Origin of the sequence: Streptomyces sp. NRRL S-1022, from assembly GCF_000720135.1 — a bacterium.
Taxonomy (GTDB): Bacteria; Actinomycetota; Actinomycetes; order Streptomycetales; family Streptomycetaceae; genus Streptomyces.
This window is the reverse complement of sequence record NZ_JOIU01000019.1, coordinates 113,687-131,425: the sequence shown is the minus strand read 5'-3', so window position 1 is coordinate 131,425 and position 17,739 is coordinate 113,687. Positions and strand designations below refer to the sequence as shown.

Below are 17,739 nucleotides of genomic sequence, written 5' to 3'. Positions count from 1 at the left end.
GCGGGCGTCAGGCGCGACCGCCGTCCGGCGGGCGCGGCACAACCGAGAACAACGAGGAGAAACGGCCATGGCCGTCGTCACGATGCGGGAGCTGCTGGAGAGCGGCGTCCACTTCGGTCACCAGACCCGTCGCTGGAACCCGAAGATGAAGCGCTTCATCTTCACCGAGCGCAACGGCATCTACATCATCGACCTGCTCCAGTCGCTGTCGTACATCGACCGCGCCTACGAGTTCGTCAAGGAGACCGTCGCCCACGGCGGCACGGTCATGTTCGTCGGCACGAAGAAGCAGGCGCAGGAGGCCATCGCCGAGCAGGCCACCCGCGTCGGCATGCCCTACGTCAACCAGCGCTGGCTGGGCGGCATGCTCACCAACTTCTCGACCGTCTACAAGCGTCTGCAGCGCCTCAAGGAGCTTGAGCAGATCGACTTCGAGGACGTCGCCGCGTCCGGTCTGACCAAGAAGGAGCTTCTCGTGCTCTCGCGCGAGAAGGCCAAGCTGGAGAAGACCCTCGGTGGTATCCGCGAGATGCAGAAGGTGCCCAGCGCCGTCTGGATCGTGGACACCAAGAAGGAGCACATCGCCGTTGGTGAGGCCCGGAAGCTGAACATCCCGGTCGTCGCGATCCTCGACACCAACTGCGACCCCGACGAGGTCGACTACAAGATCCCGGGCAACGACGACGCGATCCGCTCCGTCACCCTGCTCACCCGCGTGATCGCCGACGCCGTCGCCGAGGGCCTCATCGCCCGCTCCGGCGTCGCCACCGGCGACAAGGGCGAGAAGGCCGCGGGCGAGCCGCTCGCCGAGTGGGAGCGCGACCTGCTCGAAGGTGAGAAGAAGGACGAGGCTCCGGCCGCCGAGGCTCCGGCTGCCGAGGCTCCGGCCGCCGAGGCCGCTCCGGCCGAGGCCGCTGCCGCCGAGGCTGCTCCGGCCGAGGCCGAGAAGGCCGCCGAGGGCGAGCAGGCCTGACGCAGGTCCGTCAGCGATCGACGGCGGGGGCGGCACCGCTTCACCAGCGCCTTCCGGCGCGGTGAAGTCCGCCCCCGCTGTTCACCCGTAGGTCGGCACGGCGTACGCGTTCCCCGTCTCCACGGGGAACGCACACGTGCGGATCCAGAAGATCTCCCAGACTTCGAGAAAGACTCACAGACTCATGGCGAACTACACCGCCGCCGACGTCAAGAAGCTCCGTGAGCTGACCGGCGCCGGCATGATGGACTGCAAGAAGGCGCTGGACGAGGCCGAGGGCAACGTCGAGAAGGCCGTCGAGGCGCTGCGCATCAAGGGCCAGAAGGGCGTCGCCAAGCGCGAGGGCCGCTCCGCCGAGAACGGCGCCGTGGTCTCCATCATCGCCGACGACAACTCCTCCGGCGTCCTCGTCGAGCTGAAGTGCGAGACGGACTTCGTCGCCAAGGGCGAGAAGTTCCAGGCCGTGGCCAACGCCATCGCCGAGCACGTCGCCAAGACGAACCCGGCCGACCTCGAGGCTCTGCTCGCCTCCGAGATCGAGTCCGGCAAGACCGTCCAGGCGTTCGTGGACGAGGCCAACGCCAACCTCGGCGAGAAGATCGTCCTGGACCGCTTCGCGCAGTTCGCCGACGGCTACGTCACCGCGTACATGCACCGCACCATGCCCGACCTGCCCCCGCAGATCGGTGTCCTGGTCGAGCTGGACAAGCCGAACGCCGAGGTCGCCAAGGGCGTCGCCCAGCACATCGCCGCCTTCGCGCCGAAGTACCTCTCCAAGGAGGAGATCCCGGCCGAGGTCGTCGAGTCCGAGCGCCGCATCGCCGAGGAGACCACCCGCGCCGAGGGCAAGCCCGAGGCCGCGATCGCCAAGATCGTCGAGGGTCGTCTGAACGGCTTCTTCAAGGACGCCACGCTGCTCGGCCAGCCGTACGCCCTCGACAACAAGAAGTCGGTCCAGAAGGTCCTGGACGAGGCCGGTGTCACCCTGAAGCGCTTCTCGCGCATCAAGGTCGGCATCTGAGTCCGTACCGCGATCGACCGCGACCCGGCGAGACATTCTCGATAGGGTCGAGAGCAGTCGTCCGCGCACACCGCCACACCCCGGCGTGAGGCGGACGGCAGCAGATCTGACGAGGAGGCCATTGCCGCGCATGGGAGCGAAAAGCAACCCCACCGGCAGTGGCCTTCTTCGTATGTGCAACACGTGAAAGAGGCGGGATCCCCCATGACGACCAAGGCCCAGAAGAGCGACGACGGCAAAGTACGCGGCCGGTTTCTGCTGAAGCTGTCCGGAGAGGCCTTCTCCGGTGGCGGGGGCCTGGGCGTCGACCCGGACGTGGTGCACAAGATCGCCCGTGAGATCGCGGCCGTCGTGCGTGACGGCGCCCAGGTCGCGGTCGTCATCGGCGGCGGCAACTTCTTCCGCGGCGCCGAACTCCAGCAGCGCGGCATGGACCGCGCCCGCTCCGACTACATGGGCATGCTCGGCACCGTGATGAACTGCCTCGCCCTCCAGGACTTCCTGGAGAAGGAGGGCATCCAGTCCCGCGTGCAGACCGCCATCACCATGGGCCAGGTCGCCGAGCCGTACATCCCGCTGCGCGCCGTGCGCCACCTGGAGAAGGGCCGCGTGGTCATCTTCGGCGCCGGTATGGGCATGCCCTACTTCTCCACCGACACCACCGCCGCCCAGCGCGCCCTGGAGATCGACGCCGAGGCACTGCTCATGGGCAAGAACGGCGTGGACGGGGTCTACGACTCCGACCCCAAGACCAACCCCGACGCCGTCAAGTTCGACGCCCTCGGCTACGGCGAGGTCATCACCCGTGACCTCAAGGTCGCCGACGCCACCGCCATCACGCTGTGCCGCGACAACAAGCTCCCGATCCTGGTCTTCGAGCTGCTCGCGGAGGGCAATATCGCCCGCGCCGTCAAGGGTGAGAAGATCGGCACCCTGGTGGGTGAAGCGGGCAGCCGGGACTGACCCGGGATCAACCCGGCCGGTCGGTGCGGCCCTGTGAGGGGCCGGACCCCGGCCGGGGGATGGACAATGTCCTGCCGGTCGGGAACCGTGCAGGAAGAAGACGCGACGCAGCCGGCCGCCGACCGACTTCAGGAACCGCAGCCGGGCCTTACTCAAGACACGCAGGAGCAAGTGGTGATCGAAGAGACCCTCCTCGAGGCCGAGGAGAAGATGGAGAAGGCCGTCGTGGTCGCCAAGGAGGACTTCGCCGCGATCCGCACCGGGCGTGCGCACCCGGCGATGTTCAACAAGATCGTGGCCGAGTACTACGGTGCCCCGACGCCGATCAACCAGCTGGCCTCGTTCTCCGTGCCGGAGCCGCGCATGGCGGTCGTGACCCCGTTCGACAAGACCGCGCTGCGCAACATCGAGCAGGCGATCCGCGACTCCGACCTGGGCGTCAACCCCAGCAACGACGGCAACATCATCCGAGTGGTGTTCCCCGAGCTGACCGAGGAGCGCCGCCGCGAGTACATCAAGGTCGCCAAGAGCAAGGGCGAGGACGCCAAGGTGTCGATCCGCTCCGTGCGCCGCAAGGCCAAGGACGCCATCGACAAGCTGATCAAGGACGGCGAGGTCGGCGAGGACGAGGGCCGTCGTGCGGAGAAGGAGCTCGACGACACCACGGCGAAGTACGTCGCCCAGGTGGACGAGCTGCTCAAGCACAAGGAAGCGGAGCTGCTCGAAGTCTGATGAGCGACTCTTCCTGGGGAGCGCCGCCAGCGGCGGGCCAGGCCGGGTACTGGGGGCCCACCGGGGGCGGCCCCGCCCAGCCTGTCCCGGGGGCTGTCCCGGCGGGTCCCGCGTACGATGCGCCTGAGGCGCAGCAGACTCGCCCCATGCCCATCGTGCCCGGTGTACCCGGCGTACCCGCGTACGGCGGAGACCAGGACGACGACCGGGGGGCCGCTCGGCTGATGAGCGGCCCCTTGTTCCGAGACGAGACGTTGCAGGCCCGGGAACTCCCGGCCGAGAAACAGAACCCGGAGCCCATGCCCGACGCCCCGCAGCCGGCGCCAGCGCCGCAGAAGAAGAGCGCGGGCCGTGACCTGAGCGCGGCCATAGGCGTCGGGGTCGGGCTCGGTGTGGTGATCGTCGCCTCGCTGTTCATCGTCAAGGCCGTGTTCGTCGGTGTGGTCGCGGTCGCCGTCGTCGTCGGCCTGTGGGAGCTGACCAGCAGGCTCCAGGAGCGCAAGGGCATCAAGGCACCGCTGGTGCCGCTCGCGCTCGGCGGTGCCGCGATGGTCGTCGCCGGCTATGTGCGCGGCGTCGAGGGCGCGTGGGTCGCCATGGCGCTGACGGCCCTGGCCACGCTGGTCTGGCGCATGACGGAACCACCGGAGGGCTACCTCAAGGACGTCACGGCCGGCGTCTTCGCGGCGTTCTACGTGCCCTTCCTGGCCACGTTCGTCGCGCTGATGCTCACCGCCGACGACGGCCCCTGGCGGGTGCTCACCTTCCTGCTGCTGACGGTCGTCAGCGACACCGGTGCCTACGCGGTCGGCTGGCGGTTCGGCAGGCACAAGCTCGCCCCGCGCATCAGCCCCGGCAAGACCCGCGAGGGTCTGATGGGCGCGGTGCTGTTCGCGATGGTCGCGGGCGCGCTGTGCATGCAGTTCCTGATCGACGACGGCAGCTGGTGGCAGGGCCTGGTGCTGGGCCTCGCGGTCGCGGCCAGCGCCACGCTGGGCGACCTCGGCGAGTCCATGATCAAGCGGGACCTCGGCATCAAGGACATGGGCACCCTGCTCCCCGGGCACGGCGGCATCATGGACCGGCTCGACTCGCTGCTGCCGACGGCTCCGGTGGTGTGGCTGCTCATGGTGGTCTTCGTCGGCTCGGCGTGAGCGGTACGGCACCACGCGGTACGGCCTCAGGCCCCCGCCCTGGACACAGGGCGGGGGCCGCCGTCGTACCGGGGACAACCCGTACCCGTACCCCCGCCCGGGCTCGACCGCGCCCGCACCCGGATGCCGCAGCACGAATCGGCGGCCGGAACCCGCGCACGGCAGACTCCCTCACAGGACGGCGGTACCACCGCCCCGGCGACGCAGCAGGGAGTGTGCCCCATGCCTCTCGACCCCGCCCCCGCCCCGCCCGGCCGGGCCGCCGCCCCGCCGGTGCGCTGCTGGGCCGTCGAGGACCTGCCCGGACTCGACCCCGACCCCTTCCTGGACGAGCTGCTGCGCGAGGAGCCGGTCACCCGGATCAGACTGCCGTACGGCGACGGGCACGCCTGGCTGGTCACCCGGTACGAGGACGTCCGCTTCGTCACCTCCGACCCGCGCTTCTCCCGGGAACGGGTCGTCGGCCGCGACGTCACCAGCATGCGCCCGGTGCCGGTGGCCTCCCAGACGGCGGCCCTGCAGTACATCGATCCGCCCCGGCACACGCGGCTGCGCCGGGTCGTGGCCCGCGCGTTCACCGGCGGGAGCATGCAGCGGATGCGGCCCCTCGCCGAGCGCCGGGCCGCCGAACTGCTGGACGGCATGCGGCGCGCCGGCCCGCCCGCCGACCTCATGGAACACCTGCACGGCCCGTTCCCGCTCGCCGTGCTCCGCGACTTCCTCGGGGTCGAGGAGCAGGACTGGCACCGCTGGGCGGAGACGGGCGAGGCCCTGCTGTCCGCGGGCGCCGAGGCCGGGGAGCGGGCCCGGGAGGCCGCCCGGACCACCCGCGCCCGGATCACCGAGCTGCTCCGGCGTCGCCGTACGGAACCCCGCGACGACCTGGCCGGAGTGCTGGCGCAGGCCGCGGCGGCGGGTGAGATCACCGACGACGAGGCCCTCTCCCTCGCCATCGCGGTGCAGGTCAGCGGCGGCCACGCGGTCCGCAGCAACAGCGGTTCGATGATGTACGCGCTGCTCACCCACCCCGAGCAGCTGGACCGGCTGCGCCGGGAGCCGGAGCTGCTGCCCCGGGCGGTGGAGGAACTGTTCCGCTACGTCCCGCACCGCAACGGCGTCGGCATCCCGCGGATCGCGACCGAGGACGTCAGGGTCGGCGGCCGGCTGATCCGGGCCGGTGACGTGGTCTACAACGCCTACGTCGCCGCCAACCGCGACCCCGCGGTGTTCCCCGAGCCCGACGCCCTGGACTTCGACCGCGACAGCCCCGCCCACCTGGCGTTCGGCCACGGCCCGCATCACTGCCTGGCCGCCGTCATGGCCCGTATGGAGGCCGAGGTCATGATCGGCTCGGTCCTCGCCGGCTTCCCCGGCATCCGGCTGGCCGTGCCACCGCAGGACGTCGCGTTCCAGCGCCGGGGCCTGATCCGCGGACCGAGGACACTGCCCGTGACGTGGTGAGGCGGTGTATGGCAAGGTACGCGTGTACCAAGGGGGGAACATGATCTTTCTGCTGCTCGGCATCCTGGCCCTCGCCATCGGCGGCTGCGTCTGCGTGGTCTGGGCGGAACGCGGCGGCCCCCGCTGGGTCCGCGTCGTCGCGATCATCATGCGCACGGCGGGCGAACTGCTGAGCAGCAGCACCCAGCAGAGCCGGCGCCGCAGGTCGAGCAGCAGCAGCGACGACTAGGACCCCTCGTCACCGCCTGGGAAAGCCCCTTACCAGCGCGTTCGGCGCGAACAGGGGGCTGGGTACGGGCACTGGGCCGTCAGACTCGCACAGCCGCCCTCTTCTTCTCAGCCGGGCCGCTCAGCGCCGTCGGGGGAACTTCCACCCGTTCTGACGGAGCTTGAAAAGGACGAACACTCCGCACAGCGCCCACACGCCCAGGAAGGCCCATCTGAACCACGGGGGGCCTTGCCAGCGCTCCGCCAGTTGAACCGATGCCGCGTAGTAAGGGGTCATCCCTCGCGCGTGCCCGGCTGCACCGGCAGGAACACGCGGTCGCTGGATGTTGAAGTTGCGCGTCGACAGGCGCCGACAGCTCGGCAGCAGGTCGGTTGTGGCTGTTCCGGGAACGAGCGTGCGCGGCAGTGCCCTGGCCGGATCGCCCCCTTGTGCGCCCTTCGTGTACGTGTCACACAGTTGAGAGGCGGGGCCTGGGGGAGGGGAGCACTGCATGTCGGTGTTGGGTGGCTACCCGGTTGGGCCGTCGGCCTGGGCCGTCGAGCGCTTCGGGCGGCATGCCGGCGCGCTTGCCGCTGCGATACCGGTGCAGCTGGCCAAGGCACACGGGAAGGCGCATGCCGCGCACCTCGCCGCGGGGCTGAAGAAGCGGAGCCCGTACGGTGTCGCCTTTGCGGGTCTGGTGCGCGAGAACCTGGCGGAAACGGCGCGTGAGCTGGGGGAAGCCGTCAGAGACGTACGCGGGTACGAGTATGCGGTGATCAACGATCACGCACTCTTCCCGTTCCGGTACGCGGACCGGCCGAGGCCCCCGGATCGGGCCCGGCTGCCGGCCAATGCGTCGCCCACTCGGCACCGGTTGCTCCGGGCGCACGGGCCGCAGCCTCCGGAAGCCCTGTTCGACGTCGACGAGGACCTTGTTACAGAGGAGTACCTGGGGCTGCACGGGGCGTTCGAGGAGCTGGGAGCTTCCACCAGGTTGGTCTGTGTCTTCTTCACGGCCGACGCCGAGAACGGCATCCACGCCATCCACTGGGGGGACGCCCACCTGGAGCCCGACCGGACCTTCACATGGCCCTACCGGGAACAGCTCCCCGTCGCTCCCGTCAAACCGGAGTGAGGGGTGGCCACCGCTGCCTGGACACGGCCGGTCGCGAGGTGACCGAGTCCTGAGCCGTCGGCTGGGCCGTCCGAAGCTGACCAACCCTGACGGTCGGCACCCGTGGGTGACCGTCCCCACCCCGCTCCGGCCGCGGCGGCCGGAGTCGATCTGCGACACTGGATGCACCATGCCCAAGCCCGGAGAACTCACATTTGTCGCGCCGCGCGGAGCCAAGAAGCCGCCGCGGCATCTCGCCGACCTCACGCCCGCTGAGCGCAAGGACGCGGTGGCCGGGATCGGTGAGAAGCCGTTCCGTGCCAAGCAGCTCTCGCAGCACTACTTCGCGCGGTACGCGCACGACCCGGAGCAGTGGACCGACATCCCCGCCGGTTCGCGTGCCAAGCTCCAGGAAGCGCTGTTCCCGGAGCTGATGACGGTCGTCCGGCACCTGTCGACCGACGAGGGGACGACCCGCAAGACGCTGTGGCGGCTGTTCGACGGGACGCTGGTCGAGTCCGTGCTGATGCGGTACCCGGACCGGGTCACCATGTGCATCAGCTCGCAGGCGGGCTGCGGGATGAACTGCCCGTTCTGCGCGACCGGGCAGGCGGGTCTGGACCGGAACCTGTCCACCGCCGAGATCGTCCACCAGATCGTCGACGGGATGCGGGCGCTGCGGGACGGCGAGGTGCCCGGCGGCCCCGCGCGGCTGTCGAACATCGTCTTCATGGGCATGGGTGAGCCGCTCGCGAACTACAAGCGGGTCGTCGGCGCGATCCGCGCGCTCACCGATCCCGCCCCGGACGGGCTGGGGCTGTCGCAGCGCGGGATCACCGTGTCCACGGTCGGGCTCGTGCCGGCCATCCACCGCTTCGCCGACGAGGGCTTCAAGTGCCGGCTGGCGATCTCCCTGCACGCCCCCGACGACGAGCTGCGCGACACCCTCGTCCCCGTGAACACGCGGTGGAAGGTGCGCGAGGTGCTCGACGCCGGGTTCGAGTACGTCGAGAAGAGCGGCCGGCGCCTGTCCATCGAGTACGCGCTGATCCGGGACATCAACGACCAGGCCTGGCGCGGTGACCGGCTCGGGCGGCTGCTCAAGGGCAGGCCCGTGCACGTCAACCTCATCCCGCTGAACCCGACCCCGGGGTCGAAGTGGACCGCGTCCCGGCCCGAGGACGAGAAGGCGTTCGTCGAGGCCATCGCGGCGCACGGGGTGCCCGTGACCGTCCGGGACACCCGTGGTCAGGAGATCGACGGGGCCTGCGGACAGCTCGCGGCCACCGAGCGGTAATCTGAGCCCGTCGGCACAACTTCATACCGGCCAACATCTGCATATTCCGACAGGGGAGCGCCACAGCGCTGAGAGTGCGGCAACCGGCCGCAGACCCTCTGAACCTCGCCCAGGTCATTCTGGGTAGGAAGTTCGGTCACCACTCAAGCTGTTGCGCCCTGCCCGGGCCTCCCTCGCGGAGCCCGGGCAGGGCCGCGTCTCTTCCTGGCCAACCCCAGGAGGACATCCAGTGCACAACAAGACCCTCGTGGCCGTCGCGGTCGGGCTCGGCCTGACCACACTGTCCGCGTGCGGCTCGTCGGACACCGCGAGCGGCCCGGACTCCAAGACCGTCACCCTGGTCAGCCACAACTCGTGGGCCGTCTCGAAGAAGGTCCTGAAGGACTTCGAGAAGCAGTCCGGCTACAAGGTCAGGGTCCTGGAGGACGGCGACGCCGGGCAGGCCGTCAACAAGGCGATCCTGACCAAGGACAACCCGCAGGGCGACGTCTTCTTCGGCGTCGACAACACGCTCCTCTCCCGCGCCCTGGACAACGGCCTGTTCCAGCCGTACACCGCCAAGGGCCTGGACAAGGTCGGCGCCCCCTACCAGCTCGACAAGGACAAGCACCGGGTGACGCCCGTCGACTACGGCGACATCTGCGTCAACTACGACAAGGCGTACTTCAGCGAGCACAAGCTGACCCCGCCGCGGTCCTTCGCCGACCTGGCCAAGCCGCAGTACAAGAACCTCCTCGTCACGGAGAACGCCGCCACCTCCTCGCCCGGCCTCGGCTTCCTGCTCGGCAGCGCCGCGACGTTCGGCGACCACGGGTGGCAGGACTACTGGAAGAAGCTCAAGGCCAACGGCGTCAAGGTCGTCGACGGCTGGGACCAGGCCTACTACCAGGAGTTCTCGGGATCGTCGGAGGGGAAGAAGGCCGGCGGTGACCGGCCGCTCGTGGTGTCGTACGCCTCCTCGCCGCCCGCCGAGGTGATCTACGCCAAGAAGCGGCCCAGCACCGCTCCGACCGGCGTCGCGACCGGCACCTGCTTCCGGCAGATCGAGTTCGCCGGGCTGCTGGGCAACGCGAGGAACCCCGAGGGCGCCAAGGCGTTCATCGACTTCCTGGTCTCCAGGGAGTTCCAGGAGGACATGCCGCTGAACATGTTCGTCTACCCGGTGCTGCGGGGCGCCGAGGTGCCCGCCGAGTTCACCGAGTACGGGCCGGCCGCGAAGGACCCCGGGACCATGGCCCCCGGCAAGATCGCCGCCAACCGTGACCAGTGGGTCAAGTCGTGGACCTCGCTCGTACTGAAGTAGCGGCCCGCAGGCGCCGGCGCAGGGGGAACGCGGCGCGGCTCGGCCTCATGGCCCTGCCCGTCGCGTTCTTCGCGCTGTTCTTCGCCTGGCCCGTCGCCGCGATCGTCGCGCGCGGGCTGAAGACGGACGGCACCTGGCGGTGGGGGCGGATCGCGGACGTCGTCAGCCAGCCGGACATCCGGCACGTGCTGTGGTTCACCACCTGGCAGGCGCTCGCCTCCACCGTGCTCACCCTGCTGCTCGCCCTGCCCGCCGCCTACGTCCTCGCCCGCCTGGACTTCCCCGGGAGGCAGCTGCTGCGGGCCGTGGTCACCGTCCCGTTCGTGCTGCCGACCGTCGTCGCCGGCAGCGCCTTCCTCGCCCTGGTCGGCCGCCACGGTCTGCTGGACCAGCTGTGGGGGGTGCGGCTGGACACCACGGTGTGGGCGATCCTGCTGGCCCACGTCTTCTTCAACTACGCGGTCGTCGTACGGACCGTCGGCGGGCTGTGGGCCCAGCTCGACCCCCGGCAGGAGGAGGCCGCCCGGATGCTGGGCGCCTCGCCCCTGCGGGCCTGGCGGAAGGTGACCCTGCCCGCGCTCGCGCCCGCCGTGGCCGCCGCCGCTCTCATGGTCTTCCTGTTCACCTTCACCTCCTTCGGTGTGGTGCAGATCCTCGGCGGTCCCACCTTCTCCACCGTCGAAGTGGAGATCTACCGGCAGACCTCCGAGGTCTTCGACCTGTCCACGGCCGCAGTGCTCACCCTGGTCCAGTTCGCGGCCGTCGGCGCGATCCTCGCCGTGCACGCCTGGACGGTACGGCGCCGGGAGACCGCCCTCCGGCTCGTGGACCCGAACACCACCGCCCGGCGCCCGCGCGGCGCCGGCCAGTGGGCGCTGCTCGCCGGCGTCCTCGTCACCATCGCCCTGCTGCTGGTCCTGCCGCCGGCCGTCCTGGTCCGCCGTTCCCTCGACGCCCCCGGCCTCGGCTACTACCGGGCGCTGACGAACGCCGACGGCGGTACGTTCCTGGTGGCGCCCGTGCACGCGGTGTGGACCTCGCTGGAGTACGCCGTCGCCGCCACCGCCATCGCCGTGGTGATCGGAGGTCTCGCCGCCGCCGCCCTGGCCCGCCGGGACGCCGGGCGGCTGGTGCGGGGCTTCGACGCGCTGCTGATGCTGCCGCTCGGGGTGTCCGCGGTGACCGTCGGCTTCGGTTTCCTGATCGCCCTGGACAAGCCGCCGCTGGACCTGCGCCAGACCTGGATCCTGGTGCCGCTCGCCCAGGCGCTGGTCGGCGCCCCCTTCGTCGTACGGACCATGCTGCCGGTGCTGCGCGCGGTGGACGTACGGCTCCGGGAGGCGGCGGCCGTGCTCGGGGCCTCGCCCTGGCGGGTGTGGCGGGAGGTGGACCTGCCGCTGGTGCGGCGGGCGCTGCTGGTCGCGGCCGGTTTCGCGTTCGCCGTGTCGCTGGGCGAGTTCGGGGCGACCGTGTTCATCGCCCGGCCCGACAACCCCACGCTCCCGGTCGCCGTGGCCCGGCTGCTGAGCCGCCCCGGTGACCTCAACTACGGTCAGGCGATGGCCCTTTCGACGATTCTGATGGTGGTGTGCGCGGTCGCGCTGCTGATCCTGGAGCGGCTGCGCACCGACCGGACGGGGGAGTTCTAGATGCTGCTGAGCCTGGATGGCGCGACCGTGCGCTTCGGCGGGCGGGCGGTGCTCGACGCCGTCGGCCTGGAGGTCGCCGAGCACGAGGTGGTGTGCGTCCTCGGGCCCAGTGGCAGCGGGAAGTCGACCCTGCTGCGGGTGGTGGCGGGGCTGCAACCCCTGCACGCCGGGCGGGTGTTGCTGGACGGCCGCGACCAGGCCGGGGTGCCCGCGCACCGGCGCGGGGTCGGCCTGATGTTCCAGGACCACCAGCTCTTCCCGCAGCGGGACGTCCGCGCGAACGTGGCGTTCGGGCCGCGCATGCACGGCGTCGCCAAGGGCGAACGGGACGCCGAGGTCGGCCAGTTGCTCCAGCTGGTCGGGCTGCCGGGGGCCGCCCGGCGGGCCGTGGCCTCCCTGTCCGGCGGCGAGCAGCAGCGGGTGGCCCTCGCCCGGGCGCTCGCGCCCCGGCCCCGGCTGCTCATGCTGGACGAGCCGCTCGGCCAGCTCGACCGCTCGCTGCGGGAGCGGCTGGTGGTCGAACTGCGGGAGCTGTTCGGCCGGCTGGGCACCACCGTGCTCGCCGTGACCCACGACCAGGGCGAGGCGTTCGCACTGGCCGACCGGGTGGTGGTGATGCGCGACGGGCGGATCGCGCAGACCGGGACGCCGCTGGAGGTGTGGCAGCGGCCCGCCGACGCGTTCGTGGCCCGCTTCCTCGGCTTCGAGAACGTGGTCCCGGCGACCGTCGCCGGTACGGCCGCCGACAGCCCGTGGGGCAAGCTGCCGGTGCCGGACGGCTCCGCGCAGGGCAGCCGCACGGTCCTCGTCCGGCCGGCCGGGGTCCGGCTGGTGCCGGCCGACCAGGGCCTGCCCTGCACGGTGACGGCGCGCACGTTCAAGGGCACCCATGTGGCCGTCCACCTCCAGCCGGCGGACGGCCCGCGGCTGGAGGCGGCCTGCGCGCTGCGGGACGCGCCCGAGCCCGGCGCCCCGGTCGGCGTGGAGTTCGACGTGGCGGAAACCCTCGTGCTGGACTGATCACCCGGCCCTAGGGTGAGGTCATGCCTGTGCTCACACATGACCGTTACTGTGACGAAATCGCCGACCAGGTCGACCGGTTGAGGGCCGTGGTGACCTCCGGTGCCGATCTGTCGGCGACCGTGCCGACCTGCCCGGACTGGTCGCTGGAGGACCTCGTACGGCACATGGGAGGCGCCCTGCGCTGGGTGGACGCCCTGGTGCGCACCCGGGCGCAGGAGAACATCCCGGAGGAGCAGGTGCCGCTCGCCGGCGGGCCGCCCGGGCGCGGTGACGCGGCGGCCCTGGACGAGTGGCTCGGGCAGAGCGGTGAGCTGGTCGTCGGCGCGCTGCGCGAGGCCGGTCCCGAGGCGGGGGTGTGGGCCTGGGCCGGGACGCCGACCTCCGGCTTCTGGGCCCGCCGTATGGCCCACGAGATCACCGTGCACCGGGCCGACGCCACGCTCGCCGCCGGGCTGCCCTACGAGGTGGCGCCGGACATCGCCGCCGACGCGCTGGACGAGTGGCTGCAGATCGTCGAGTGGGCGCAGCGAAACCTGCCGCGGGACCCGGCGAAGGACCTGCGCCGGCCGGGGGCCGGCATCCATCTGCACGCCACCGACGCCGGCCCGGAGCTGAACGCCGAGTGGCTGGTCGAGCTGGGCGCGGACGGGATGAGCTGGCGGCGCGGGCACGAGAAGGCCACGGTCGCCCTGCGCGGCCCGCTCACCTCGGTGCTGCTGGCCTTCTACCGCCGGCTGCCGCTGGACGCGCCCGGCCTCGAAGTGCTCGGTGAGCGGGAGGTGCTGGAGTTCTGGCTGGAGCGGGCCACCTTCGGCTGACGCACCCCGGCCCGCCCCCGGGGACAGCGGGGCGGGCCGGGGTGCGGCGGTACGGGCCGGGGTACGCGGTGCGGATCAGCCCTGGCGGCCCGTGCCGCGCCGGCGCATGCCGAACCAGACCGCGCCGCCGCCGACGGCGACCAGGGCCGCCGCGAGGCCGGCGATCAGGCCGGTGTTGGAGCCGGCACCGGTCTCGGCGAGGTTGGAGTCACCGGCCGCCGGGGACGGGGCGTTCCCGGAGCTGCCGGCCGGAGCGGAGCTGGACGCCGAGGCCGACGGGGCGGGGGGTGCGGGCTGCGCCGGGGCGGACTTGGACGGGGACGGGGACGCGGAGGGGGCCGGCGACGTGCTGGCCGTCGGCTTCGGTTTCTGGCTCTCCTCGGTCTTGCAGGCGGTGGACGGGGTCACCAGGTCGGGCTTGATGTCCTGGTCGACGTTGGCGGCCTTGATGTGGACCCGGTAGGTGGCGCTGGGCTTCCAGTTCTCGGGGAAGGAGACCTCGACGCCCTCCTTCGACCCCTTGACCGGCTGCTCGCCGACCTTCGTCTCGACCCCGCCGTCCCCCTGGAGGAAGACGCTGACCGTGCCTTCGGCGGCGGAGGGGTCGGTGTCGGTGACGACGATGAGGCCCTTGGCGCCGTCGCACCTGGCTTCGGCGGAGAAGTCCTTGATGTTGCATGCGAGGGCGGAGCCGGACAGGCCCAGCACCAGCGCCGCCGACCCGGAGGCGACACCCAGCACGCGCACGGAACGGCGTACGCTACGGCGAGTCATGGACAACGTTTGTCCTTTACAGAGAGCAATTGCGGGGGGTGGTGAGGGGCTTGGGGCGACGGATGAGGCTACGCCCCAGAACCCCCGGGAGGCTCACAGGTTTATAAGCGCCTCGTGAGCAGTGTCAACGCGTCCGCCGTCAACGGCTGTTGACTTTGCCGTCTTATTAACCACCCCGACGTTTGGCCCCCTTCCGCGTCAGCCCTGGACGGCCGCCGGGTCCATCCACACGACCTCCCAGCTGTGGCCGTCGAGGTCGTCGAAGGCCCGGCCGTACATGAAGCCGTGGTCCTGGGTGCGGCCGCTCGCGGTGCCGCCCGCCGCGACCGCCCTGTCGACCAGTTCGTCCACCTTCGCGCGGCTCTCGGCGCTCAGACAGATCAGCACCTCGCTGGTCGTCGTCGCGTCGGCGATCTCCTTCTTGGTGAAGGTCGCGTAGAACGGCTTGGTCAGCAGCATCGCCACGATGGTGTCGCTGATCACCACGGACGCCGCGTCCTCGTTGCTGAACTGCGGGTTGATCGAGTAGCCGAGTTCGGTGAAGAACTCCTTCGAGGCGTCGAGGTCGTTCACGGGCAGGTTCACGAAGATCATCTGCTGGTACATGCGGGGTCTCCCGTCCGGGTGGTGCGTGGTTCGTCGCGTTCGGTGGGTAGACCGGCGGCCCGCGCCGGACTCATCGGCGGTCGCCCCCCTTTTTTTCCCACTCAGCGGCTCAGGGCTCAGCGGTTCAGTGGCTCAGCGGCAGGGCCGACAGCACGGCGATCGCCAGGGTGAGCGGGCCGAACAGGGCCAGCAGGGCCGCCGCGCGCAGGACGGCGGCCCCGCGCAGCATGGCGGCGGGGGCGCCGAGGCCGAGCAGCGCGGCCGTGGTGCCGGCGCGGCACTGGCGGGCCTCCACGGCCGTGGTGAGCAGGGTGGCGAGCGTGGAGCCGGCGACGACGAGCGCGCCGAGGGCGGACAGCGGGCCGAAGACGGCGGCCGGCCCGCCGCGCAGGGCGGTCAGAGCGTAGCCGGCGGACGCCACCGCGCAGACCACGCCGAGGGGCCGGCCGATCCGGGCGGCCTCCGCCATCAGGACCCGGCCGGAGAGCAGCCGCAGCGCACCGGGGCGGCTGCACTGCACGAGCCGGCCGCACAGGTGGGTCAGACCGGGCGAGCCCAGCACGAGACCGGCGGCGGTGAGCAGCCAGCCGAGGAGTACGACGAGGGAGGGAGCGGGCTCGGTACGGCCGGCGTAGGCCTGCGCGGCCAGTCCGGCGGTGACGAGCGCGACCCCCCAGGGGAGGCCGACGGGCGTATCGGAGGCGGGTGCCTGCACGGCGTCCGGGGCGGCGGGCTCGGGCTCGGGCTCGGCCGCGGGGCCCGGCGCCATGGGGGCGCCGCCCGTCTGCCCCCACGCCCGGCTCCGCTCACGCACGGGCAGCCCCATCACCTCGACGACACGCCCGGTCACGGCCGGTGCGCCGCGGGCGGGACACGGATCGGCTGCGGCCGGTGCGCCACCCCCGGCCCCTGCGCCGTCAGTCCCTTCGGTCCCCTCGGTACCCTCGGCCGGTGCGGTGCCCTCGGCCGGTGCGGTGCCCGCCGGCCGGCGGCCGAAGCGGGCTCCGAACCTCCTGTACGTCCCGACCGCGGTGGTCGGTGCGCCGCCGCCGGAACGCGCACCGGTCCCGGCCGCACCCTCGGAAGACGCACCGGTCCCGCCGCCCTCCGTCGTTTCGCCGGCCGTCGGCCGGCGGCCGGAGCGGGCGCCGAACCTGCCGTACGTCCCGAACGTCTCCCGGCCCGTCGGGTCGCCGTGGGCGCCGAAGCGGCCGAAGCGGCGGGTGGCCCGCTGCGCGGGGCGGGGGTCTTTCGGGCGGAGGGCCAGGGCGACCGTCGTGGTGGCCGTGGCGGGGAGAAGCAGGAGGAGGGTCACGGTGCCCGGGACGGGGAGGGGGTGACCGGCGGCCAGGAAGCCCGCTGCCGCGCGGTCGAAGGGCAGGCCCGTGAGGTCGCCGCGCAGGTGCAGGAAGACCAGCAGGGCGAGCATCGAGCCCAGGGTGCAGGACAGGGCCGTCGTCAGCGCGGAGACCGCCATCAGGCGGGCCGGCCCCAGGCCCACGGCGGACAGGCCGGGCCGCGGCCGGGTGCCGGGGTCGGTGCGGGCGACCGCGACCGCGAGGTACACCGTGGCGGCGAGCGGCAGCACGCACCAGGCCAGCCGCAGCGCGGCGGCGTCCGCGGCCTCGGGGCGGCCGAGGGCGTGGCCGAGGCAGGACAGCAGGAGGAAACCGGTGCCCGCCGAGGCCGCGGCCACCAGCAGGCGGCGCAGCTGGACGGCGGGCCGGGCGGCGCGGGTCAGACGGAGAGCGAGCACGCGGCCCGGCCCTCCGTGTCGGGGGCGTCCGGCAGGTGCACGGTGTGCACGCGCCGCCCGTCCAGCAGGTGCACGGTCCGGTCGGCGAGGGCGGCGGTGTCGGGGTCGTGCGTGGCGAGGACGACCGTGATGCCGTGCGAGCGGGCCGCCGCGGTGAGCGTGCGCAGGACGTGGGCGCGGTCCGCGCGGTGCAGCGGGGCGGTGGGCTCGTCGGCGAAGAGGACCGAGGGCCCGGGGGCGAGCGCGCGGGCGATCGCGACCCGCTGGCGCTCGGCGTGCTGCAGCGCGTGCGGGCGGCTGCGGGCCTTGTCGCCGACGTCCAGGCGCTCCAGCCACTCCAGCGCGGCCACCTTGGCCCGGCGACGGCCGGCGCCGCGCAGCATCAGCGGGAGCGCGGCGTTCTCCCAGACGTTCAGCTCGGGGATGAGGACCGGTTCGGGGTCGATCCAGCCGAAGCGGTTCCGGCGCAGCCGCTCGCGGGCCATCGGGCCGAGCGTGTGCACGGGGGAGCTGTTGAACCAGACCTCGCCGGAGCCCACCGGCACCAGGCCGGACAGGCAGCGCAGCAGGGTGGTCTTGCCGCTGCCGCGCGGGCCGCTGACGGCGAGGATCTCGCCCTCCCGCACGCCGAGCGAGATCCCGGTGAGTCCGGGGGAGCCGTCGCGGTGCGTGAAGTGCAGGGAGCGTGCCCAGAGCACGTCGTTGTCCGGCGGGGCCTCCATGGCGTACACCTCGGTTCTGATCCGTTTTCCCGCTGTCCGTTCCCCCGTCCGGGGGAACGAGAGCTGGGCCGATCGGTCACAGGAACGCTAGGCAGCCGCAGGCGGGAGGCCGGACAGCACACGGCCCCGGGCCGCCGTTCTCACTCGAACGGAGGGCACCGG

At 72.1% G+C, this 17,739-nt stretch carries 17 protein-coding genes and 1 riboswitch; of the genes, 13 read left to right on the top strand and 4 right to left on the bottom strand.

Annotated elements, in window-relative coordinates; all coding sequences use genetic code 11:
- Positions 1–67: 67 nt before the first annotated feature.
- The 13 genes from rpsB (at position 68) to IG05_RS0126400 (ending at position 13,719) form a co-directional block, all read left to right on the top strand.
- Entirely contained in the window at positions 68–973 is a 906-nt protein-coding gene (gene rpsB, locus IG05_RS0126460; protein WP_030346435.1) for a 30S ribosomal protein S2, read from the top strand.
- Positions 974–1,157: 184 nt separating this feature from the next.
- Positions 1,158–1,994 (top strand): translation elongation factor Ts, encoded by an 837-nt coding sequence (gene tsf, locus IG05_RS0126455; RefSeq protein ID WP_030346434.1) that lies wholly within the window; start codon positions 1,158–1,160, stop codon positions 1,992–1,994.
- A 204-nt stretch (positions 1,995–2,198) separates the two neighbouring features.
- Complete coding sequence (gene pyrH / locus IG05_RS0126450) at positions 2,199–2,957, top strand: UMP kinase (RefSeq protein ID WP_030346433.1); 759 nt, start codon at positions 2,199–2,201, stop codon at positions 2,955–2,957.
- A gap of 174 nt (positions 2,958–3,131) precedes the next feature.
- Positions 3,132–3,689 (top strand): ribosome recycling factor, encoded by a 558-nt coding sequence (gene frr, locus IG05_RS0126445; protein ID WP_030346432.1) that lies wholly within the window; start codon positions 3,132–3,134, stop codon positions 3,687–3,689.
- Positions 3,689–4,843, top strand: coding sequence for a phosphatidate cytidylyltransferase (locus tag IG05_RS0126440; RefSeq protein ID WP_078894497.1), 1,155 nt, complete (start codon positions 3,689–3,691; stop codon positions 4,841–4,843). Before frr ends, IG05_RS0126440 begins: the two co-directional genes overlap by 1 nt.
- A 222-nt stretch (positions 4,844–5,065) precedes the next feature.
- Positions 5,066–6,304, top strand: a complete 1,239-nt coding sequence (locus IG05_RS0126435; RefSeq protein ID WP_030346429.1) for a cytochrome P450 — start codon at positions 5,066–5,068, stop codon at positions 6,302–6,304.
- A 40-nt stretch (positions 6,305–6,344) separates the two neighbouring features.
- On the top strand, positions 6,345–6,533 hold the full coding sequence (locus IG05_RS0126430; RefSeq protein ID WP_030346428.1) for a hypothetical protein: 189 nt from the start codon (positions 6,345–6,347) through the stop codon (positions 6,531–6,533).
- Between the two features lie 490 nt (positions 6,534–7,023).
- Positions 7,024–7,650: a hypothetical protein gene (locus IG05_RS0126425; protein ID WP_030346426.1), complete on the top strand. Its 627-nt coding sequence runs from the start codon at positions 7,024–7,026 to the stop codon at positions 7,648–7,650.
- Between the two features lie 169 nt (positions 7,651–7,819).
- Positions 7,820–8,926, top strand: coding sequence for a 23S rRNA (adenine(2503)-C(2))-methyltransferase RlmN (rlmN, locus tag IG05_RS0126420; protein ID WP_030346424.1), 1,107 nt, complete (start codon positions 7,820–7,822; stop codon positions 8,924–8,926).
- 41 nt (positions 8,927–8,967) lie between these two features.
- A riboswitch (TPP riboswitch) is annotated at positions 8,968–9,074 on the top strand.
- An 81-nt stretch (positions 9,075–9,155) separates the two neighbouring features.
- On the top strand, positions 9,156–10,229 hold the full coding sequence (locus tag IG05_RS0126415; protein WP_030346422.1) for a thiamine ABC transporter substrate-binding protein: 1,074 nt from the start codon (positions 9,156–9,158) through the stop codon (positions 10,227–10,229).
- Between the two features lie 47 nt (positions 10,230–10,276).
- Entirely contained in the window at positions 10,277–11,878 is a 1,602-nt protein-coding gene (locus tag IG05_RS0126410; RefSeq protein WP_030346420.1) for an ABC transporter permease, read from the top strand.
- Positions 11,879–12,898 (top strand): ABC transporter ATP-binding protein, encoded by a 1,020-nt coding sequence (locus IG05_RS0126405; RefSeq protein ID WP_030346418.1) that lies wholly within the window; start codon positions 11,879–11,881, stop codon positions 12,896–12,898. It abuts the gene before it with no gap.
- Positions 12,899–12,921: 23 nt separating this feature from the next.
- Positions 12,922–13,719 carry a maleylpyruvate isomerase family mycothiol-dependent enzyme gene (locus IG05_RS0126400; protein WP_030346417.1) on the top strand — a complete coding sequence of 266 codons (798 nt, stop codon included), beginning with the start codon at positions 12,922–12,924 and terminating at the stop codon, positions 13,717–13,719.
- A gap of 75 nt (positions 13,720–13,794) precedes the next feature.
- Here the strand turns inward: IG05_RS0126400 and IG05_RS0126395 are convergent, their stop codons facing one another.
- The 4 genes from IG05_RS0126395 to IG05_RS0126380 all read right to left on the bottom strand — a co-directional run bounded on the left by IG05_RS0126395 (position 13,795) and on the right by IG05_RS0126380 (position 17,577).
- Positions 13,795–14,493 (bottom strand): LAETG motif-containing sortase-dependent surface protein, encoded by a 699-nt coding sequence (locus IG05_RS0126395; RefSeq protein WP_199808386.1) that lies wholly within the window; start codon positions 14,491–14,493, stop codon positions 13,795–13,797.
- Positions 14,494–14,691: 198 nt separating this feature from the next.
- Complete coding sequence (locus IG05_RS0126390; RefSeq protein WP_030346414.1) at positions 14,692–15,099, bottom strand: VOC family protein; 408 nt, start codon at positions 15,097–15,099, stop codon at positions 14,692–14,694.
- A 124-nt stretch (positions 15,100–15,223) separates the two neighbouring features.
- Positions 15,224–16,855 (bottom strand): hypothetical protein, encoded by a 1,632-nt coding sequence (locus tag IG05_RS0126385; RefSeq protein WP_030346413.1) that lies wholly within the window; start codon positions 16,853–16,855, stop codon positions 15,224–15,226.
- On the bottom strand, positions 16,837–17,577 hold the full coding sequence (locus IG05_RS0126380) for an ABC transporter ATP-binding protein (RefSeq protein WP_030346412.1): 741 nt from the start codon (positions 17,575–17,577) through the stop codon (positions 16,837–16,839). The genes IG05_RS0126385 and IG05_RS0126380 overlap by 19 nt, the downstream gene beginning before the upstream one ends.
- Positions 17,578–17,739: the final 162 nt, after the last annotated feature.